The sequence below is a fragment of the Spirosoma lacussanchae genome (assembly GCF_005870035.1).
GTDB lineage: Bacteria > Bacteroidota > Bacteroidia > Cytophagales > Spirosomataceae > Spirosoma > Spirosoma lacussanchae.
In genome coordinates, this window is sequence record NZ_SWJG01000003.1 from 347,784 (window position 1) to 365,607 (window position 17,824).

Genomic DNA, 17,824 nt, shown 5'->3' on the forward strand with positions numbered 1-17,824 from the left:
ACCGACTGGCTCCGGACCGATCTTAGCCAAAAGCAGCAACCCTCTGATCAGTACCGGGCAGGCACCAATCAGAGGGTTGACAGGCGGGGCGCGTCGCTGACCTTAGTCGATCAGCATGGCTTTACCACTCATAACATCGTTCTCGACTGTTTTGAACTTGACATCCCGTTTTACGGAACCGTCGGCATATTGAACGTTCACGCGGGCGTTACGGTCGAGCTTGGCAACCCGCATGGGTTCCTGACGCGGAGCCATGGGGGGCGCGCCGGCGCCCATGGCGTTGTTCTCGGCCATCCGGCGGGCGTACTCTTCGGGGCCCGTAGCGAGGTGGTCGTCGTCAAAATCATCAATATTGGTTTGCAGCTTCGGCTGGGGCTCGGGTCGGCGCTGGGCCGGGGCCTGCCGGATTTCCTGCTGCACCTCTGCGGCATCCTGCGCCGGAATATCGGCTTTGGCCAGGAAGCTGATCGTGTCGAAGTTGACCTTGTTCAGGAACCGTTTGAAGAGTTCGACCGACTCGAACTTATAGACCAGCAGCGGGTCTTTCTGCTCGAATACGGCGTTCTGAACCGATTGCTTCAGGTCATCCATTTCGCGCAGGTGCTCTTTCCATTCCTGGTCGATCACCGACAGCGTTACGGCCTTTTCCATTTCCGTCACCAGCAGACGACCACCTGTTTCTACCGCTTCGCGCAGATCAGTTACCACCGTCAGTTCATGCAGCCCGTCTGAGAACGGAACCACGATATTTTTGATCTGGTGGCCCTGTTCGTTCAGGACCTGCGTCAGAACCGGCAGTGCTTTTTCGGCAATAGCCTGGTTTTTGGCCTGGTAGTGGGCTTCGGCTTCGTCGTACAGGCGCCGGATCTGGTCGGGTTTCTTCATCCGGCCAAACTCGTCGGCGCTCAGTTCGGGCGTTACGCCGAGTGTGGTCAGGAGCTGCAGTTTAATCTCTTCGTAGTTGCCTTCGGCATTATTGACCGTTTCTTCCACCACGTCGTACATGGTATTGGCAATGTCGAGCGGCAGACGATCGCCGAAGAGGGCGTTCCGACGGCGTTTGTAGATGGCCTCGCGCTGGTAGTTCATCACGTCGTCGTACTCGAGCAGGCGTTTCCGAATGCCGAAGTTGTTTTCTTCGACTTTTTTCTGAGCCCGTTCAATCGACTTCGTAATCATAGAGTGCTGAATCACTTCGCCCTCTTCCAGCCCCATCCGGTCCATCACCTTCGCAATCCGGTCAGAACCGAACAGGCGCATCAGGCTATCTTCCAGCGATACGAAGAACTGCGACGTACCGGGGTCGCCCTGACGACCGGCCCGACCGCGCAGCTGCCGGTCAACCCGGCGCGACTCGTGGCGTTCGGTACCAATAATGGCCAGCCCACCCGCCGACTTCGAGTCGGGTGTCAGCTTGATGTCGGTACCCCGACCCGCCATGTTGGTCGCAATCGTAACCGTACCCGGCTGACCGGCCGAGGCTACGATCTCGGCTTCCCGCTGGTGGTATTTGGCGTTCAGAACCTGGTGCTGAATTTTGCGGAGCGTCAGCAGGCGGCTCAACAGCTCGGAGTTTTCGACCGAGGTGGTACCCACCAGCACCGGCCGGCCTTTCTCGACCAGCATGTTGATTTCGTCCACGACGGCATTATACTTCTCCCGAACCGACCGGTATACCTTGTCTTCTTCGTCCTGGCGGCTGATGGGGCGGTTTGTCGGAATAACGACCACGTCCATTTTGTAAATCTGCCAGAATTCAGAGGCTTCGGTTTCGGCCGTACCGGTCATACCCGCCCGCTTGTGGTACATCCGGAAGTAGTTCTGGAGGGTTACCGTAGCGTAGGTCTGAGTGGCGTCTTCAACCTTTACGTTTTCTTTGGCTTCGACCGCCTGGTGCAGACCATCTGACCACCGGCGACCTTCCATGATCCGGCCCGTTTGCTCATCGACGATTTTTACCTTGCCGTCCATGATGACGTATTCGGTATCCCGTTCGAACAGCGTATAGGCTTTCAGGAGCTGGTTTACCGTGTTGATCCGTTGCGTCTTGACGGCATAATCGCGGACAACGGCTTCTTTGCCGAGAATTTTCTCGGGTTCCGACAGCTCCGGATTTTTGTCGATGGCGTTCAGGTCAATGGACAGATCGGGCAGGATGAAGAAGTTCGGATCTTCGCCGGAGCCGGTGAGGTAGTCGATCCCTTTCTCCGTCAGGTCAATGCTATTGTGCCGCTCGTCGATGGTAAAATATAGCGGTGCGTCGGCTTCCGGCATCAGCTTCTGGTTTTCGGCCAGATAGATGGCTTCGGTTTTCTGCAGCAGCGCCTTATTCCCCGTCTCGCTCAGGAACTTGATGAGCGGCTTATGTTTGGGTAGGCCCCGATGCGCTCTGAACAGCGACAGACCGCCTTCTTTTTCGTCGCCGGCGGCAATTTTCTTCTTGGCATCGTTCAGGAAATCGAAAACCAGTTTGCGCTGGGCTTCGACCACACGGGCTACGCGCGGCTTCAGTTCAATATAATCCTGCTCGTCGCCCCGCGGAATCGGCCCTGAAATGATCAGCGGGGTACGGGCGTCATCGATCAGGACGGAGTCGACCTCATCGACCATGGCGTAATGATGTTTCCGCTGTACCAGTTCGCCGGTTTCGCGGGCCATGTTATCGCGCAGGTAGTCGAAGCCGAATTCGTTGTTGGTGCCGTAGGTAATATCGGCCAGATACGCCTGTTTCCGGAAGTCGGAGTTCGGCTGGTGTTTGTCGATGCAGTCGACGCGCAGGCCATGAAACTCGAACAGCGGAGCCATCCACTCCGAGTCGCGTTTGGCCAGGTAGTCGTTGACCGTTACGATATGTACGCCACGACCAGCCAGTCCGTTCAGAAAGGCCGGGAACGTAGCGACCAGCGTTTTACCTTCACCGGTTGCCATCTCGGCAATTTTACCCTGGTGGAGCACCACGCCCCCGATGATCTGCACATCGTAGTGAACCATGTCCCACTTGATGGGCGTACCGGCTGCATCCCAGCGGTTGGCCCAGTGGGCTTTGTCGCCATCAATGACGACGTTCTTTTTCCGAAGGGCGATTTCCCGGTCGAAGTCCGTAGCCGTGACGGTCAGCTGGTCGTTCTCGGTATACCGGCGGGCGGTTTCCTTCACGACGGCAAACGCGCGGGGCAGAATGTCGAGCAGTACCCGTTCGAGTTCTACGTTCCGGTCTGCTTCGAGTTTGTCGATCCGGTTAAAGATCCGCTCCTTCTCGTTCACGTCGACATCAACGCTGCTGGCTGCGGCCGACAGGTCGGCCAGTTGACTGTCGATATCGGCCAGTTCTGCAGCAATCTGCGCTTTCAGGTCGGCCGATACCTGCCGTAACTCGTCGTTCGACAGTTCTTTCAACCGAACAAATTCAGCATTTACTTTTTCTACGTACGGCAGCAGCTCTTTGATGTCGCGCTGCGATTTGGTGCCAAATAACTTGGCTATGAAATTGATCATCTCGTATGGTCGATAGTCGATATTCGTCAGGTAGAAGCGCTGAGCTATCGGAATTTGCTGATCATGGTGTTGACCAGTAAACCTGATTTTTTTTACAAATTTAGTGCATTACCCCCGGACTGCAAGACTGGTGACACTCAGGCTAGCTACCTTACTATACGGGAATACCGTTTTAGCGGGAATCTATTACTTTTGTGAATCAATTTTTGGCCCAACGGCCGCCATTCATGCGTACTAAGGACAAATTGTCACGTTATTCTCACTTCCGTTGCCTGTTCTGCCTTGTTTTTGTCCTGTTCAGCCTGACAGGAATGAGTCCGGTCATCGCGCAGCAGGCCGGGTCAAGAGTCGATCAACTGAGCGATGAACAGGTCGAAGAGTTCTACCGGCGGGCGCAGGCTAGTGGATTAAGCGAAGCTCAGATCGAACAGGCCGCCATGTCGCAGGGGTATACACTTACCGATATCGCCAAGATGCGTCGTCGTATTACAGAGCTTCGGTCGCAGAGTAACCGGGGCCGGGGACAAAGTTATGCTGATACCAGCCTGGGCCGCACCCTGCCGAACGGGCTGTCGCGCCGGGTCATCGATTCGCTACCGTACACCGCGCGTACCGATACCAGCCGTAAAATCAAAGTCTTTGGGGCATCGCTGTTCGAGAATGCCAATTTGTCGTTCGAGCCCAACCTGCGTATTGCCACCCCCCGTAATTATATCGTTGGCCCCGACGATGAGATCAGCATCGACATTTCGGGTGCATCGTCGGACAGCTTCCGGCTGAAAATCACGCCCGATGGTACTGTAAAAGTGCCGAACATTCCGCCCATTTTTGTCAGTGGCCTGACCATCGAGCAGGCTGAACAGCGCATCATTGACCGGCTGCGCAAGGGCGGCTACCAGGGGCTGGGCAGTCCGGGTAGCGGAACCTACGCCAACGTAGCCCTGAGCAACATCCGCAGCATCCGGGTAACACTGGTTGGCGAGGTCGTACGGCCTGGTACTTATACTATTTCGTCGCTGGGCTCCGCTTTCAACGCCCTCTACCTGGCGGGCGGACCTAATCCCGAGACGGGCTCGTTCCGGAAGATCAGCATCATTCGCGGCAACCGCGTGGTTCGTACCATCGACCTGTACGATTTTATTTTGCGGGCCGATCAGCGCGACAACATACGGCTGCTCGATCAGGATGTGATTCGGGTGGCCGACTACGAAACGCGCGTTGAACTGACGGGTGAGGTACGCCGACCGGCCATTTTCGAGGTGCTGCCGGGCGAAACCCTCAAAAACGTACTGAGTTTTGCGGGGGGCTTTGGCGACGAGGCCTACCGGGCCAGCATCACCCTCCGGCGTAACACCGCCCGCGAGCGCCGGATCGTCACCATCACCGAAGACCAGATCGGCGCTTTCGTACCACAACGGGGCGATAAATACTTTGTCGGTAAGATTCTGGAACGGTACGAAAACCGCGTACAGATAGCGGGAGCCGTCATGCGCCCCGGCGACTATGCCCTGGAACCCGGTCTGGAAACCGTAAAACAACTGATTACCCGGGCCGAAGGATTACGCAAAGATGCCTTCACCAACCGGGCCACCATTATCCGCGAGCGGGCCGACATGGATCGGGAAAACCTTTCCTTCGATCTCGGGAGGTTGATGCGGGGCGAAATCGCCGACATTCCCCTCCTGCGCCAGGACAGCCTGACCGTATTATCGATTCAGGACCTGCGCGAAGCCTATTATGTGACGATTGAAGGGGCCGTCAACCGCCCTGACACGGTCGAATTTGTCAATAACATGAGTGTGGCTGACCTGATTGCGCGGGCGGGTGGCTTTCAGGAAGGCGCCAAGCCCAACCTGGTTGAGGTAGCCCGGCGTATTCGTCAGGACTCGGCCGGTATCCGCACCACCACGCTCGAAATGTACCGGTTTGCCCTCGACCGGAACCTGCAGATGAGCCCATTGGAAACCAATCCGGCTTCTGCCTCCGACAGTGCTGCCGGCTTCCGGCTCCAGCCGTTCGATATTGTCTACGTACGTACATCGCCGAACTACGAGGCCCAGCGGCAGGTGTTTGTGTTCGGTGAGGTGTTGCACCCCGGCAACTACGCCATTTTCAACCGCCAGGAACGCATTGCCGACGTGATTACCCGTGCCGGCGGGTTAAAGCCAGGCGCTTACATGGCCGGTGCCCGTTACAGCCGACAGGGTCAGGTAGTAGGCAGTGATCTACGTCACATACTCGACGATCCAGGCGCCGAAGAAAACCTGCTGCTCAACGACGGCGATACCCTCTTCATTCCGCGTCAGTCTGAGGTGGTAGCCGTAGAAGGGGCCGTACTAAACCCCTCGGTGGTTAGCTTCAAATTAGATTACGATTTTGAAGACTACATCAGTGAGGCAGGTGGTTTCACCGATAACGCCCGTCAGCGAAAGGCCTACATTATCTACCCGAATGGACGAAAAGACAGAACGCGTACGTTTCTATTTTTCAAGTCGCGCCCCCGGGTTGAACCGGGTTCTACCATCGTAGCTCCTTTCAGACCGATGGATACCAACCGGCTGTCTGGCGTCGAGCGGGCCAGTATTCTATCCATCGTTGGTACGCTGGTCATCACCGTTTTGAGTCGTTTTTTTTAATGTGACTATTTATATGACGACGCAGGAGTCTATTCGCGAGCGCAACGAAACACCACAACATGACCCCGACGAGATTGAGATTCGGCTAAGTGACATTGTTAAATTTCTGAAGAGAAACCGTTGGCTAGTTCTACGCTGGGCGCTTTCGTTCCTAGTCATAGGTGGGCTGTATGCTTTTTCGCTGCCCAATGAGTACACAGCAACAGTTCGCGTAATGCCTGAGCTGAAAACTGCCGGAAGTGGAGGTGGATTAGGGGATTTAAAATCTTTAGCAGGATTAGCCGGGTTTGACCTTGATAATCTAAATAGTAACTCTGAAGCAATCAGGCCCGACCTTTACCCTGACATTGTTCAAAGCCTCCCCTTTACTCTACATTTGCTTCAGCAACCAGTGACTACTCGTGAGAGTGGCAAGCCGATGTTACTTCAAACATACTTAAAGGACCAATCGGCGCATAGTTGGCTAGGCTGGCTAATGAGTAGAAATGATGAAACATTGCCCCCATCATTCTCAAGCGATAAAAAAACGCTACAGTTAACCAAGGACCAGGAGGATTTGAATAAAGCGGTTGGCAAGCGGGTTAGTGCCATTATCGACAAAAAATCTGGCATTATTACTATAACATCGCAAATGCAAGACCCCGTTGTCGCGGCCACAACCGCTCAAAGGACATTAGATTATCTTACTAACTATGTGACAAATTACCGTACAGGTAAATCACGGATGCAAGTGCAGTTTCTAACTCAACAAGTCAATAACGCTAAGCGTCGTTACCAAGCTGCTGAGTTATCTGTTTCCAGCTATCGAGACCGTAATCGGAATCTGTTTCTGGAAACGGCTAAAATTCAAGAACAGCGCCTGCAATCCGATTACCTGCTAGCGCAGACGGTCTACAACGATTTATCCAAGCAATTGGAGCAGGCGCGTATCAAAGTGCAGGAAGAAGCCCCCGTCTTTCAAGTATTAGAGCCAGCTCGTATTCCACTACTCAAAAGCGGCCCTAAACGTCTAAATATCATGCTTGGGTTTATAGCCGTGGGTATAATGTTCGGATTAGCGTATGCATTCTTTTTAACCAAGCGTAAAACAGCATAAAGAATATGTGGGCATAAGAGAGTGGTAAATAGCCTGTCAGAAAGCCTGTTTACTGCGTCTGCCAACTCTCAAGTACTTTATGAAAAAAGCATTAATATGCGGAGTGACCGGACAGGATGGAGCTTATCTGGCTAAAATGTTATTAGGGAAAGGTTATGAGGTGTATGGCGGGTCTAGGGATGCGCAGATGGCTTCATTCAAAAACCTAGCTTTATTAAATATACAGCAGGACATTCAGGTTGTTTCCATCAACATTAATGACTTCAGGAGCGTACTTCAAACCATACTTAAGATCAAGCCCGATGAAATTTATAATTTAGCAGGGCAAAGTTCGGTGAGCTTGTCATTTGAACAACCTGTTGAGACCTTAGAAAGCATTAGTATAGGAACGCTAAACCTTCTTGAAGCTATCCGGTTTAGTAACCTTCCTGTCCGATTTTACAATGCTGGATCCAGTGAGTGCTTCGGAGACACAGGTAGCGAAGCCGCTGACGAAAAAACACCATTCAGACCTCGTAGTCCATACGGAGTAGCTAAAGCTGCTGCCTTTTGGCAAGTGTCCAATTACCGAGAAGCGTACCAAATACAGGCAAGTACTGGTATCTTGTTTAATCACGAGTCGCCCTTACGACCTGAGCGTTTCGTTACACAAAAGATTGTTACCACTGCCTGCCGGATTGCCAACGGAAGCAAGGAAATACTGACATTAGGGAATATTAATATTGCTCGTGACTGGGGCTGGGCACCCGATTATGTGGAAGCCATGTGGATTATGCTTCAGCATGAACAAGCAGATGATTATGTCATAGCTACTGGAAAGACGAGTAAGCTTCGAGATTTTATTCAAGTTGTTTTCGATGCAGTTGGTTTAGATTGGGAGAACCATGTACGATCTGATAAATTTCTTTTTCGTCCGACTGATATAGCAGAAGGACATGCCGACCCGACTAAAGCCCGTGACTTTTTAGGCTGGTCGGCTCGTCATTCGATGGAAGAAGTAGGTCAACTGATGGTGGAGGGTTATTTAAGCCGTATTTATTCTGCTGATAGGTAGAAGTAAACTGTTTATAGTACTGGCTGTAGTTCTATCATATATTTTAAAATTTATACGGTCTACTTTCGAGCAGTGCATTCATATTTTTTGAAAATACTGCTTACCTGTACTTTCACACGAATAGAGAGCAGGCTGCAACAGCAATACATTGTTTTATTCAATCGCTGTTATGAAGTATTAAGTTTAAGTAGGTAAGTCAAAAAAAATCCCTATCCTAAGACTGACATCTAGCCCAGTAGCTTAACACAGATAAGTTACGATGTCCTTTGTAAGCTTTAAAGTTCCTATTCACGTTGTATTAATTATATTTACACTGAAAATGTTGTTGACCGCGAATGTTAAACAACCAGTTATGAATTGAAGTTTGAAGGAGGCAAAAGTAGACTGAGCATCATTTGTTTCGTTTAAAGAGAGTCAACTGCAAAAAAATCGCAAAAAATCAATAAATAACCTGCTTTAGCTATGATCAAGCAATATGTTCCAGATAAAACTAAGCTGAACATTTTTAAGAAAATATTTTGGGATGTTGCTACTAGCCTGCACATAGCAAGTGTTATCAGATTAGTTTCCAGCAAAGACAGTTATTTGCGAGATCAGGGATGGTTTAAAAGTGTTAATAAAGCAAAGTCCGTTGGAAAGAAAGGCGAGCCACTTCCCTGGTTAACATATCCCTTTATTAACTTCATAGAACCAAGGTTAAATCAAACACTAACTATGTTTGAATACGGAAGTGGAAATTCGACATTGTGGTTTGCTCAACGAGTAGGAGAGATTGACTCGGTAGAACATGACAAAGCTTGGTTTAACGAAATAGCTCCTAAAATGCCAGCTAACGCCAAGTTGACATTGAGAGAAGTAGATACAGCCGAAAACTACTCAGCCATTACCTTTATGTCGTTTACTGATGAGGTTCCTTATTCACTAGAAGTTAAAAGTAAAGGTAAGCTGTATGATATTATTTTAATAGATGGAATCTATCGCAATAATTCAGTTAGTAATTCAGTTAGTGTTTTAAACCCGACAGGCGTTATTATTATTGATAACGTAGATTATGTAGAATCAAATGAATCTACTGAATTTCTAAAAAGTCAAGGATTCAGACGGGTTGATTTTTGGGGTATGTGTCCTCTGGTATATCATGATTCTTGTACAGCTATTTTTTACAAAGACAATAATTGCTTGGGCTTATAATCTCTCCAAAAAAACAAATAATTAATATGATTACCAGCTAATAATATTTATGTGGAAAAGTAGTGTTTATAATACACTTGGTGGGTTAACTAGGTTAGGCCTGGGTTTAATAAGTGTCCCATTATTAACACGGAGTTTGGGGATAGAATATTATGGATTATATGCTGCTGTAAGTGCTATACTTAATATAACACTTTTTTCTGAATGGAGCGTTTCATCTTCTATTACTGTTTTTCTGTCGAAAGATATAGCCAGCTCTCAGCACAAAGATAAATTTAATTTGTCTAGTGCTATTATCTATGTGTTTGGGTTAGCGGCAATTTCAAGTACTCTAATCTTTTTTAGTGCTGACTTCGTAATTGATATTTTTGACAATTTAAGTTTACAGAAAAAATATATACTCCTAGAAGCAACGAAAATTAGCGCCGGGATAGTTTGTATTAGAATATTAATTCAATTTTTCATTGGTATTCTTCAGGCAAATAGTTTATACGGAGAAGTTAATCTGATATCTACTTTATATACAATACTAAGTATGGCATTTACTTTGTACATAGGTACTACATCTAAAGATATAATACTTATGCAACAGGTACTACTTGCTTTATCTACTCTAGTGTTATTTGTTTATTTATTCATGTGCTATCATCTGGAGAAAATAGATTTGAGCAATTTTCAGAAAGTATCATACACTAATTTAACTAACTTAAGTAAATACGGGTTTCGGATGTGGCTTGCCGCGTTAGGAACAACGCTATTTTCTCAGCTCGACCGGTTGATAGTCCTTAGTAGTCTAGGAGCAGCTTGGGCAGGCGTATATTCTGCTCTTACTTCAGTAGCCAATCAAATCAATGTGATATCATCAATGCCATTACAACCATTATTACCCGTACTGGCAGCGAATCACATAAATGGTGATAAAGGAACTCAAGATATACTTTCGAAATCGTTCGCTATTAATACAATTATAGTAATTTTAGCTGGCAGCTTTATAGTTTTCTTTTCCTCTGAATTAACAAGTTTGCTTTTCAAAATAGGAAATACTGAAGCTATGTTAATAAAGCAAGCGTTGATAGTAGTCACGATTTGTTATTGCGCTTACTCTTTTAATGCTGTTGGTTATTTTTCTCTACTAGCTACGGGAGAAGAGCGATTTTTAACAAATTTAATCTTATTTTCAGGTATTATTTCGTTAGGACTCATATACGGGCTGACGGAATATTTTGGAATTATTGGAGCTTGTTTTGGTAATCTTGGCTTTAGTTTGACTTTATTACTTAATTATAGAATGGCCAGAAAGCTTCGGTCAATAAATTTTTCGTTTTTTAGAAGTATTATATTGCCACTGTTACTGGCCGTATTTTTTATATTTTTTAGTTTTTCTATTGATAATTTAGTTTTGAAAGTTGGTTTATATTTTTCTCTTTTGTTTGGGGTCTTATTCAGTATGAGAAGTTACATTTCATATTATAATATTCTTAATAAGATTAAAGTCTTAGTGATGCCAAAGTGAATAGTTATGCATACATATATCAGGTTGTACAAGTAAGTTTTATGTGCTATTCCCTGTTCAGTATGCCAGTTGCGGTTAGAGCCTAAGCCACTTGTTTGTACTCAATTGGCGTTAAAAAGCCCAACGCCTGATTCGGTCGTTTGGTGTTATAATAGTCTAACCATCTATCGACTATATCACGCACTTGAGATAAGGTAGCAAAACAATACGCATCCAGTACCTCCCGCCGGAAACTCCCATTAAATCGCTCAATGTAGGCATTCTGGGTAGGCTTGCCTGGCTGAATCAGTGGAGATCAATGCCTTCTGCTCACACCATTCACGCAGGGCAATGCTGATAAACTTGGGCCCATTGTCAAAGCGAGTTTAGCGGTATTATCATACTCATCTACCAAGCGTTGTAACAGCCGAACCACCCGACCAGCCGGTAAAGAGTAGTCTACTTCTACCCTAAAGCCTGCCGATTGTAATCGTCTAATACATTTAAAGTCCGAAAGCGTCGGCCATCGCGTAAGGCATCACTCATAGAGTCCAGTGACCAGACCTGATTCACAGCCATTGGCTGAGTTAAGGGGTGCCGCAGTCTGGCTGGCAATCGTTTGCGTTTACGTCTGGCAGATTTAGCCCCATCTGCCAGTAAACTCGCCAGACCTGTTTACCGTTGAAGCCATAGTTGAGTCGATACAAACGGTAGAGGATTTTCCAGAAACCCCAACCGGGGTGCTTCTGAGCCAGCGCTTCAATGGCCTGCTCGACGGGCTGGGCTGGTTGGGTCAACGCTTACTGGATCGGTCGTAACTACGGCGGTTTAGGCCCATCACTCGGCAAGCCCGGCGCTGGCTAAACGCCTTGTAACCATCGACTGCGCCAACTGACGACGGTCAGCAGGTCATACCACTTTTTTGGAAGGCCTCTTTAATGACTTCGTTCTCCAGACTCAGTTCGGCATACATCTTCTTTATCCGTCCGTTGTCTTCTTCGAGGTCTTTCAGCCGTTTTAGGTCGGCCACCTGCATACTGCCGTACTTGCTTTTCCAGTTGTAGAAAGTAACTTCGCTGATGCCATGCTGGCGGATGATCTGGGCAACGGTCAGGCCCGTCTGCTGTTGTTTAAGAATAGCTACGATCTGAGCCTCACTGACTCGTTTTGCTTTCGTTTTCCTTCTTCTTTGTGAAAAGTTAATTAGAATACTCTACTTTTTACTGGAATATCATCAGGGGATGCTTACAAAAGTACTATTGACCGATAAATAGTGGTAGGCTTTACAAGGGCTGTGTTTTCTAAGAATAATATACTTTTTTAACTATGAGGTGTGGTATCTGTAGGCAATGGTCAGAGAAGGTATGTAGAATTTCTATTATTTTAGCTTACGTTGATCTTCTGATAGCAATAGGCTGCAAAATAAATAGTTATAATTGTACCCTACCAACATTGTAATAAAAGCGTATAATTGTACCTTAGATCCAAAAATGCCCTCCGCACCTTTATAAATAGCATAAAGGACCTTTAACGGGAAGGGGTAAATCTTTCGATAGCTGGATAAAATTTTATCGATATTTGAAGCGATGTTGTTTAACTCTTTACATTTTGTTACGTTCTTTTTCATTATAACGCTTGCATATTATGTAACCCCTCAACGCTTCAGATGGCTATTGTTACTAACAGGAAGCTGCTATTTTTATATGGCATTTGTTCCTATTTACATTGTCATCTTAGGTGTAACAATTGTAATTGATTATTTCGCTGGAATATATATAGAGAAAGAAAGTGGTCATTTAAGAAAAGTACTCCTTGTTTGCAGTCTCGTAGCCAATATAGGTGTACTTGCTATATTTAAATATTATAACTTTTTTGTCGATAATGTCAATTTATTGCTAAATGAATCGGGGCTTGGCTATGCGCTTCCAATAATGACTATTCTATTGCCTATTGGATTATCTTTCCATACTTTCCAAGCAATGAGTTATACAATAGAGGTGTATAGAGGTAATCAAAAACCCGAAAAACATTTTGGAATTTATGCATTATATGTAATGTTTTACCCTCAACTGGTAGCAGGCCCTATTGAAAGGCCGCAAAACGTATTATACCAATTTTATGAAAGGCATGAATATAGGTACGAAAATATATCTACCGGCCTAAAATTAATCATTTGGGGCTTATTTAAAAAAGTAGTTATTGCAGACCGCTTTGCTGTAATTATAAATACCGTATACAATGATCCGACTCAGTTTAAAGGTTTACCTCTGATTTTTGCGACTGTACTGTTTGCTTTTCAAATATATTGTGATTTCTCCGGATATTCAGATATTGCCTTAGGTACGGCTCGTACCATTGGATTTAGGTTAATGAAAAATTTTGACTCACCTTATTTTTCATCTTCAATATCAGAATTTTGGAAACGATGGCATATTTCCTTATCAACTTGGTTTAGAGATTATTTGTACATTCCTCTTGGTGGAAATAGGGTTTCTAGAGAGCGATGGTATTTCAATTTATTTGTGACATTCTTAGTTAGTGGGTTTTGGCATGGTGCCAACTGGACATATATAATTTGGGGGGCGTTGAATGGAGTATACTTAATTATTGAGGCCGCTAGCAAAGAGTTAAGAGAAAAGATCTTTAGTGTTCTATTTACTGGGAAGCAAAGTTTACTGTTTTCTGGGTTAACAATTGGTACTACTTTCTCACTAACCTGTTTAGCATGGGTTTTTTTTCGGGCTAAAACAGTAAAAGATGCGATTTACGTTATAGAGAATATGTGTGTGAATATACCTTCAAGCGTTTCTATGCTGAAACCAGGCGTATTGGGTTCAACTATGTATGATTACATTATTGGTTTTGGTTCGTTGCTAATTTTACTAGTTGTAGAGTACATTCAGCAAACACAAAATAGAAAATGGTATTTTGAACAACCATATTTAATTAAGATCGGTCTATATTACGCACTAGTGATGATTATTATTTTGTTTGGAATGTTTGATGTGCAAGAGCAATTTATATACTTTCAATTTTGATGAGCCAGATGAATAAGACTGTGCGTTCAGCGCTAATTATTATTATGCTGTGTGTTGCCACTATTGCAATTATCAAATTTGCACTTTCTTCTTTTAGTGTAGATGAGAACAGTTACGTATCAGCGTCTGTAGATAAAGAGAATGTATTAAAAAGGACAAAATCGCCTAAAGTGATATTTGCTGGCGGTTCTAATTTGGCGCTTGGACTGAATAGTAAGCTATTGAGTACAATGGTTGAACGCCCTGTTGTAAATATGGGACTTCACGCAGGTCTAGGCCTAGACTTCGCTTTAAATCAAGCCAAACTAAATGTACGTAAAGGTGATATATTAATTTTATCTATAGAACACTTCCTTAGTAAAGGAAACAATAAACTCATGGCCCAGCTTGTATCCAATAATCCGTCAAGCTACAACCTTCTAAATCTGACTTTAGGGGATAAAATAAGGCTTTTTTTTGCTCAATTACAGTTAGATATAAGTAGTACATTTTATAAAATTATTGGAAGAAGCAGAGATCCTTATTACTACCGTTCAGCATTTACCGAAGCGGGAGATGTAATTTCACATTATGGTAAACCAAAGCCTTCTGTTGTGAGTGGTAATATAAATTTTCCGTTACAAGATTACTCAAAAGAAATTGAAACTTTAAATTGTTTTATAACCTATTGTGCATCAAAGGGGGCAAAATCTTATTTCATTTTTCCCGCGTTTTATAAGTCGGCTTACCTTCGAAATAGAGTTGTACTTCACGACTTAGAAAATCAATATAAAGCAAAACTACATTGTCCTATTATTGGTACTTTAGAACAATCAATATATGAAGACAACTATTTCTTTGATACCGTATATCATTTAGATAGTTTGGGGGTTCAGAAGCGAACTATACAAGTGTTTGAGCTATTAAAAAAGAATAATGTAATTAAGCCATAGATTATATAATAATCGCAGTAGTTTTTTTTCTAATTTTATAGTTTTTTAACAAATCCTATCCTTATTAAGAACAGTTTGACAAAAAGTTTGACTTTGTTATTGTACTTCAACAAAGTTCCTAAATAAGGGTTAAAGATGCCATTTTGTATTTTGGCGCGATAAGTTTCATCAATTGCCTTGTAGAAAAGTGTATTGCTTACTCCACCACTCCTCATCATGACAGTCACAACAGGTACATATGAAGCGATCAAATCTCTCTTTGGTCTTAACAGCAGTTCGTAGTCACCAGAGATTTTGTAATTAGGGTTAAATAAACCGTATTTAGCAAATAATGCTTTTGAGTGGAGCGTTCCTACGTGCCAAGTAATCATTTTTTTCTTAAAATCGTACCAGTTCCAAGGTAAACCAACTGTTTCTATTTTGTTAAGGTCATTGTCAACCAAGTCAATACGTGACGAGACAAACTCTAGTGTATTTTTGACGTCTAAATTTGCTATGTGTGAGACATACGCCTGGTAAGCGTGGGGATATAAAATGTCATCGGCTCCGATAAAAGCGATCCACTCGCCAGATGCAGCTCTAATGCCCTTGTTCCAAGCATCGTAGATACCATTATCTCGTTCAGAAATAGTATATTTTATGAATTTCTTATAGCTATTGATTATTTCTAACGTATTGTCTGTTGAACCTCCGTCAATTACTAGTATCTCTAAATTTTTATACTCTTGCTGAATTATACTGTCAAGAGCATCTTTTAAATAAGCACCTCCATTATAAACGGCAATAATTATACTTATCAAAGGATTATAATCATTCATAATAGTTAAAAATTGATATTAAGCGTTGATTAGAGCTACTTATGGCCTAATGGCAGGCAAATATAATAATTTGATTAATGTACATTTCAGTATTAAATTTGTTATATAGTTAATTCACTGGAGGATGGCATTGCCCTTATTTTCAATCATAACTGTAACGCACAATGCAGCTAATACGCTGGAAGACAGCATTTTAAGTGTTATTAAACAAGACTCTCGTTTGTACGAATACATCGTTATTGATGGGGGTAGTTCAGACCAGACTTTGGATATTGTAAAAAAATATCAAGATAGTATTAGTTATTGGTGCAGCGAAAAAGATAATGGCATCTATGATGCAATGAACAAAGGTATCGATGTTTCATCAGGTGAATGGATACTCTTCTTGGGGTCTGACGACAGGTTGAAAGATGGCGTTTTGGCAAAAATAGCATCAATCCTCTCAGAAGATGCTGATTTAGTGTATGGTAATGTAGTGTTCAATAATGGCAAAGCTTACATTTCTACTTTTAATTTAAAAACGTTTCTCCATAACACAGTTCATCATCAAAGTGCATTTTATAATAAAAGGTTATTCGCTGATTTCAAGTATGATGATTCTCTTAAAATTATGTCTGATTATGAACTTAATTTAAGGCTTTTTTTAAATAAAAGAAAAAGAACAAAGGTTGATATAGATATATCAGAATGTAATACAAATGGTGCAAGTTCTGCCATTGCTCTTTCTTTGCAGGAGACTAATTTAATTAGATCTAGGTATTTTAACAGGCGAACAGCTTCTTTATTAAATGCCTTACTTAAAATTAAATATTTTATCCAATATGACCTATTACGAAAAATATAATGTTTATATATTGTTTGCCAGCTTTATGAGTCTGGCTACAGTACTAATATGGAGATATTATAAAAAAATAGGCTCTTTGATCGATCCTTTGGTGTTGCATCTAATTAGTATTGCTAGTATTTTGAGCTTATTGATTGGGTACATACACACTAATAATTTTAGTTTTGATTCTTTGTTTTTCTTATTAGTATATATAATATATGTGCCTTTCTTATACATTTTTTTGAAAAATAGAAAAAACGAAAATTTTCCTGACTTAGAGCTAAACAAAAATCGATTGTACGTTAGCTATTTCGTGAGTTTATTATTGGTCTTATATAGCAGATATGATTTTATCCTATACGCTTATGATAAATCATTTCTTGAGTGGTTTTGGTTTCGGTTTAAATTAATAGAGGGTCGTAATCCGTTACAGTATATATGTCGACTGGGTGGTACTTCTTTTTTTTACTATTACAGTTTCACCCTTATTAGAAAGAAAAATTTAACGAGAGTATTTTTATTGGCTGTTTTGTTGGTAATTCTAATTATTGACATTTTATCAGGGGGAAGATCAAGTATGATTAATCTGCTAATTTCATATGGGTTATATCTCTATAAATATCCAGCTAATATAAGTGTCAAATACTTGCGAAGGATTAATTTAATTGGAATTTTGTCTGTTTTGGTAAGTATATTGCTAGCTGTTGTTGTGACGGCAATGTATGACAAAGAGTCATCGATAGAACAGGGTCTTGGCTCTATTATCAATCGGATATTAGCAGCTGGTGATGGTTTAGAAATGTATCTAGTTAACGATGCTGATAGATTTATTGACTCTGGAATATTTGAGTATATTAAATCTACCTTCGGTATATTCGTTACTGGGTTCTTTGGCATACCTACTAAAAGCTTGGGTTGGCGGCTATATGAGTTAGACAAGGGCTATGATACACTTAATTCTGTAGGTCCTAATTTCTTATTAGCTTTACAGGTAGCAGTAATAGGTAAGTACCTCATTTTACCTTATGTCGTCTTATCCGCTTATATAACCGCAAAATTCAGAGACTTAAACATAAAGGGACATGAGCCAATTAATTACGCTGTATCTGTCAATTGTTTTTATATATCAACCGATATTGAATTTGCAACATTAATTTATGTGAGTACCATTGCCATATATATGATTTTCTTTTTACCTGTGAAGTATTTTACCATCAGGTTGCCCAAAATACGCTTTTCAATTTAA

The 17,824-nt window shown here is 43.4% G+C and carries 14 protein-coding genes; 9 read left to right on the top strand and 5 right to left on the bottom strand.

Translation table 11 applies throughout. The features are described from left to right. Positions 1-102: 102 nt before the first annotated feature. Positions 103-3,495, bottom strand: a complete 3,393-nt coding sequence (gene secA / locus FBR45_RS14610; protein ID WP_138503574.1) for a preprotein translocase subunit SecA — start codon at positions 3,493-3,495, stop codon at positions 103-105. A gap of 227 nt (positions 3,496-3,722) precedes the next feature. Between secA and FBR45_RS14615 the strand changes: the two genes are divergently transcribed. The 5 genes from FBR45_RS14615 (at position 3,723) to FBR45_RS14635 (ending at position 10,985) form a co-directional block, all read left to right on the top strand. Then, complete coding sequence (locus FBR45_RS14615) at positions 3,723-6,131, top strand: SLBB domain-containing protein (RefSeq protein ID WP_138503576.1); 2,409 nt, start codon at positions 3,723-3,725, stop codon at positions 6,129-6,131. 13 nt (positions 6,132-6,144) lie between these two features. Continuing rightward, a complete protein-coding gene (locus tag FBR45_RS14620) occupies positions 6,145-7,227 on the top strand; it encodes a Wzz/FepE/Etk N-terminal domain-containing protein (protein ID WP_138503578.1) in 1,083 nt (360 codons plus the stop codon). 79 nt (positions 7,228-7,306) lie between these two features. Continuing rightward, positions 7,307-8,281 (top strand): GDP-mannose 4,6-dehydratase, encoded by a 975-nt coding sequence (locus tag FBR45_RS14625; protein WP_138503580.1) that lies wholly within the window; start codon positions 7,307-7,309, stop codon positions 8,279-8,281. Positions 8,282-8,743: 462 nt separating this feature from the next. Continuing rightward, positions 8,744-9,472, top strand: coding sequence for an O-methyltransferase (locus FBR45_RS14630; RefSeq protein WP_138503582.1), 729 nt, complete (start codon positions 8,744-8,746; stop codon positions 9,470-9,472). A 49-nt stretch (positions 9,473-9,521) separates the two neighbouring features. Then, a complete protein-coding gene (locus tag FBR45_RS14635) occupies positions 9,522-10,985 on the top strand; it encodes an oligosaccharide flippase family protein (protein ID WP_138503583.1) in 1,464 nt (487 codons plus the stop codon). A gap of 82 nt (positions 10,986-11,067) precedes the next feature. On the opposite strand, the gene FBR45_RS26870 is transcribed toward FBR45_RS14635, so the two are convergent. The 3 genes from FBR45_RS26870 to FBR45_RS14650 form a co-directional block, all read right to left on the bottom strand. Next, positions 11,068-11,274 (bottom strand): integrase core domain-containing protein, encoded by a 207-nt coding sequence (locus tag FBR45_RS26870; protein WP_138504028.1) that lies wholly within the window; start codon positions 11,272-11,274, stop codon positions 11,068-11,070. 277 nt (positions 11,275-11,551) lie between these two features. Beyond that, positions 11,552-11,761 carry a hypothetical protein gene (locus tag FBR45_RS14645; protein ID WP_138503585.1) on the bottom strand — a complete coding sequence of 70 codons (210 nt, stop codon included), beginning with the start codon at positions 11,759-11,761 and terminating at the stop codon, positions 11,552-11,554. Positions 11,762-11,865: 104 nt separating this feature from the next. Then, positions 11,866-12,174 (bottom strand): transposase, encoded by a 309-nt coding sequence (locus FBR45_RS14650; protein WP_138503587.1) that lies wholly within the window; start codon positions 12,172-12,174, stop codon positions 11,866-11,868. A gap of 493 nt (positions 12,175-12,667) precedes the next feature. Between FBR45_RS14650 and FBR45_RS14655 the strand changes: the two genes are divergently transcribed. Next, the gene (locus FBR45_RS14655; protein WP_317128617.1) at positions 12,668-14,002 is read left to right on the top strand and encodes an MBOAT family O-acyltransferase; all 1,335 of its coding nucleotides are present in this window, start codon (positions 12,668-12,670) and stop codon (positions 14,000-14,002) included. 8 nt (positions 14,003-14,010) lie between these two features. Next, the gene (locus tag FBR45_RS14660; RefSeq protein ID WP_138503591.1) at positions 14,011-14,934 is read left to right on the top strand and encodes a hypothetical protein; all 924 of its coding nucleotides are present in this window, start codon (positions 14,011-14,013) and stop codon (positions 14,932-14,934) included. 35 nt (positions 14,935-14,969) lie between these two features. On the opposite strand, the gene FBR45_RS14665 is transcribed toward FBR45_RS14660, so the two are convergent. Beyond that, positions 14,970-15,752: a glycosyltransferase family 2 protein gene (locus tag FBR45_RS14665; RefSeq protein WP_138503593.1), complete on the bottom strand. Its 783-nt coding sequence runs from the start codon at positions 15,750-15,752 to the stop codon at positions 14,970-14,972. A gap of 124 nt (positions 15,753-15,876) precedes the next feature. Here FBR45_RS14665 and FBR45_RS14670 point away from each other — a divergent pair, with 124 nt between their 5' ends. After that, positions 15,877-16,596: a glycosyltransferase family 2 protein gene (locus FBR45_RS14670; RefSeq protein ID WP_138503595.1), complete on the top strand. Its 720-nt coding sequence runs from the start codon at positions 15,877-15,879 to the stop codon at positions 16,594-16,596. Beyond that, positions 16,574-17,824: a hypothetical protein gene (locus FBR45_RS14675; protein ID WP_138503597.1), complete on the top strand. Its 1,251-nt coding sequence runs from the start codon at positions 16,574-16,576 to the stop codon at positions 17,822-17,824. The genes FBR45_RS14670 and FBR45_RS14675 overlap by 23 nt, the downstream gene beginning before the upstream one ends.

Excerpts from the sequence above, each read along its gene's own strand:
- secA (WP_138503574.1), bottom strand. The coding sequence starts at position 3,495 with ATGATCAATTTCATAGCCAAGTTATTTGGCACCAAATCGCAGCGCGAC.
- FBR45_RS14615 (WP_138503576.1), top strand. The coding sequence starts at position 3,723 with ATGCGTACTAAGGACAAATTGTCACGTTATTCTCACTTCCGTTGCCTG.
- FBR45_RS14620 (WP_138503578.1), top strand. The coding sequence starts at position 6,145 with ATGACGACGCAGGAGTCTATTCGCGAGCGCAACGAAACACCACAACAT.
- FBR45_RS14625 (WP_138503580.1), top strand. The coding sequence starts at position 7,307 with ATGAAAAAAGCATTAATATGCGGAGTGACCGGACAGGATGGAGCTTAT.
- FBR45_RS14630 (WP_138503582.1), top strand. The coding sequence starts at position 8,744 with ATGATCAAGCAATATGTTCCAGATAAAACTAAGCTGAACATTTTTAAG.
- FBR45_RS14635 (WP_138503583.1), top strand. The coding sequence starts at position 9,522 with ATGTGGAAAAGTAGTGTTTATAATACACTTGGTGGGTTAACTAGGTTA.
- FBR45_RS14655 (WP_317128617.1), top strand. The coding sequence starts at position 12,668 with ATGGCATTTGTTCCTATTTACATTGTCATCTTAGGTGTAACAATTGTA.
- FBR45_RS14660 (WP_138503591.1), top strand. The coding sequence starts at position 14,011 with ATGAATAAGACTGTGCGTTCAGCGCTAATTATTATTATGCTGTGTGTT.
- FBR45_RS14665 (WP_138503593.1), bottom strand. The coding sequence starts at position 15,752 with ATGAATGATTATAATCCTTTGATAAGTATAATTATTGCCGTTTATAAT.
- FBR45_RS14670 (WP_138503595.1), top strand. The coding sequence starts at position 15,877 with ATGGCATTGCCCTTATTTTCAATCATAACTGTAACGCACAATGCAGCT.
- FBR45_RS14675 (WP_138503597.1), top strand. The coding sequence starts at position 16,574 with ATGACCTATTACGAAAAATATAATGTTTATATATTGTTTGCCAGCTTT.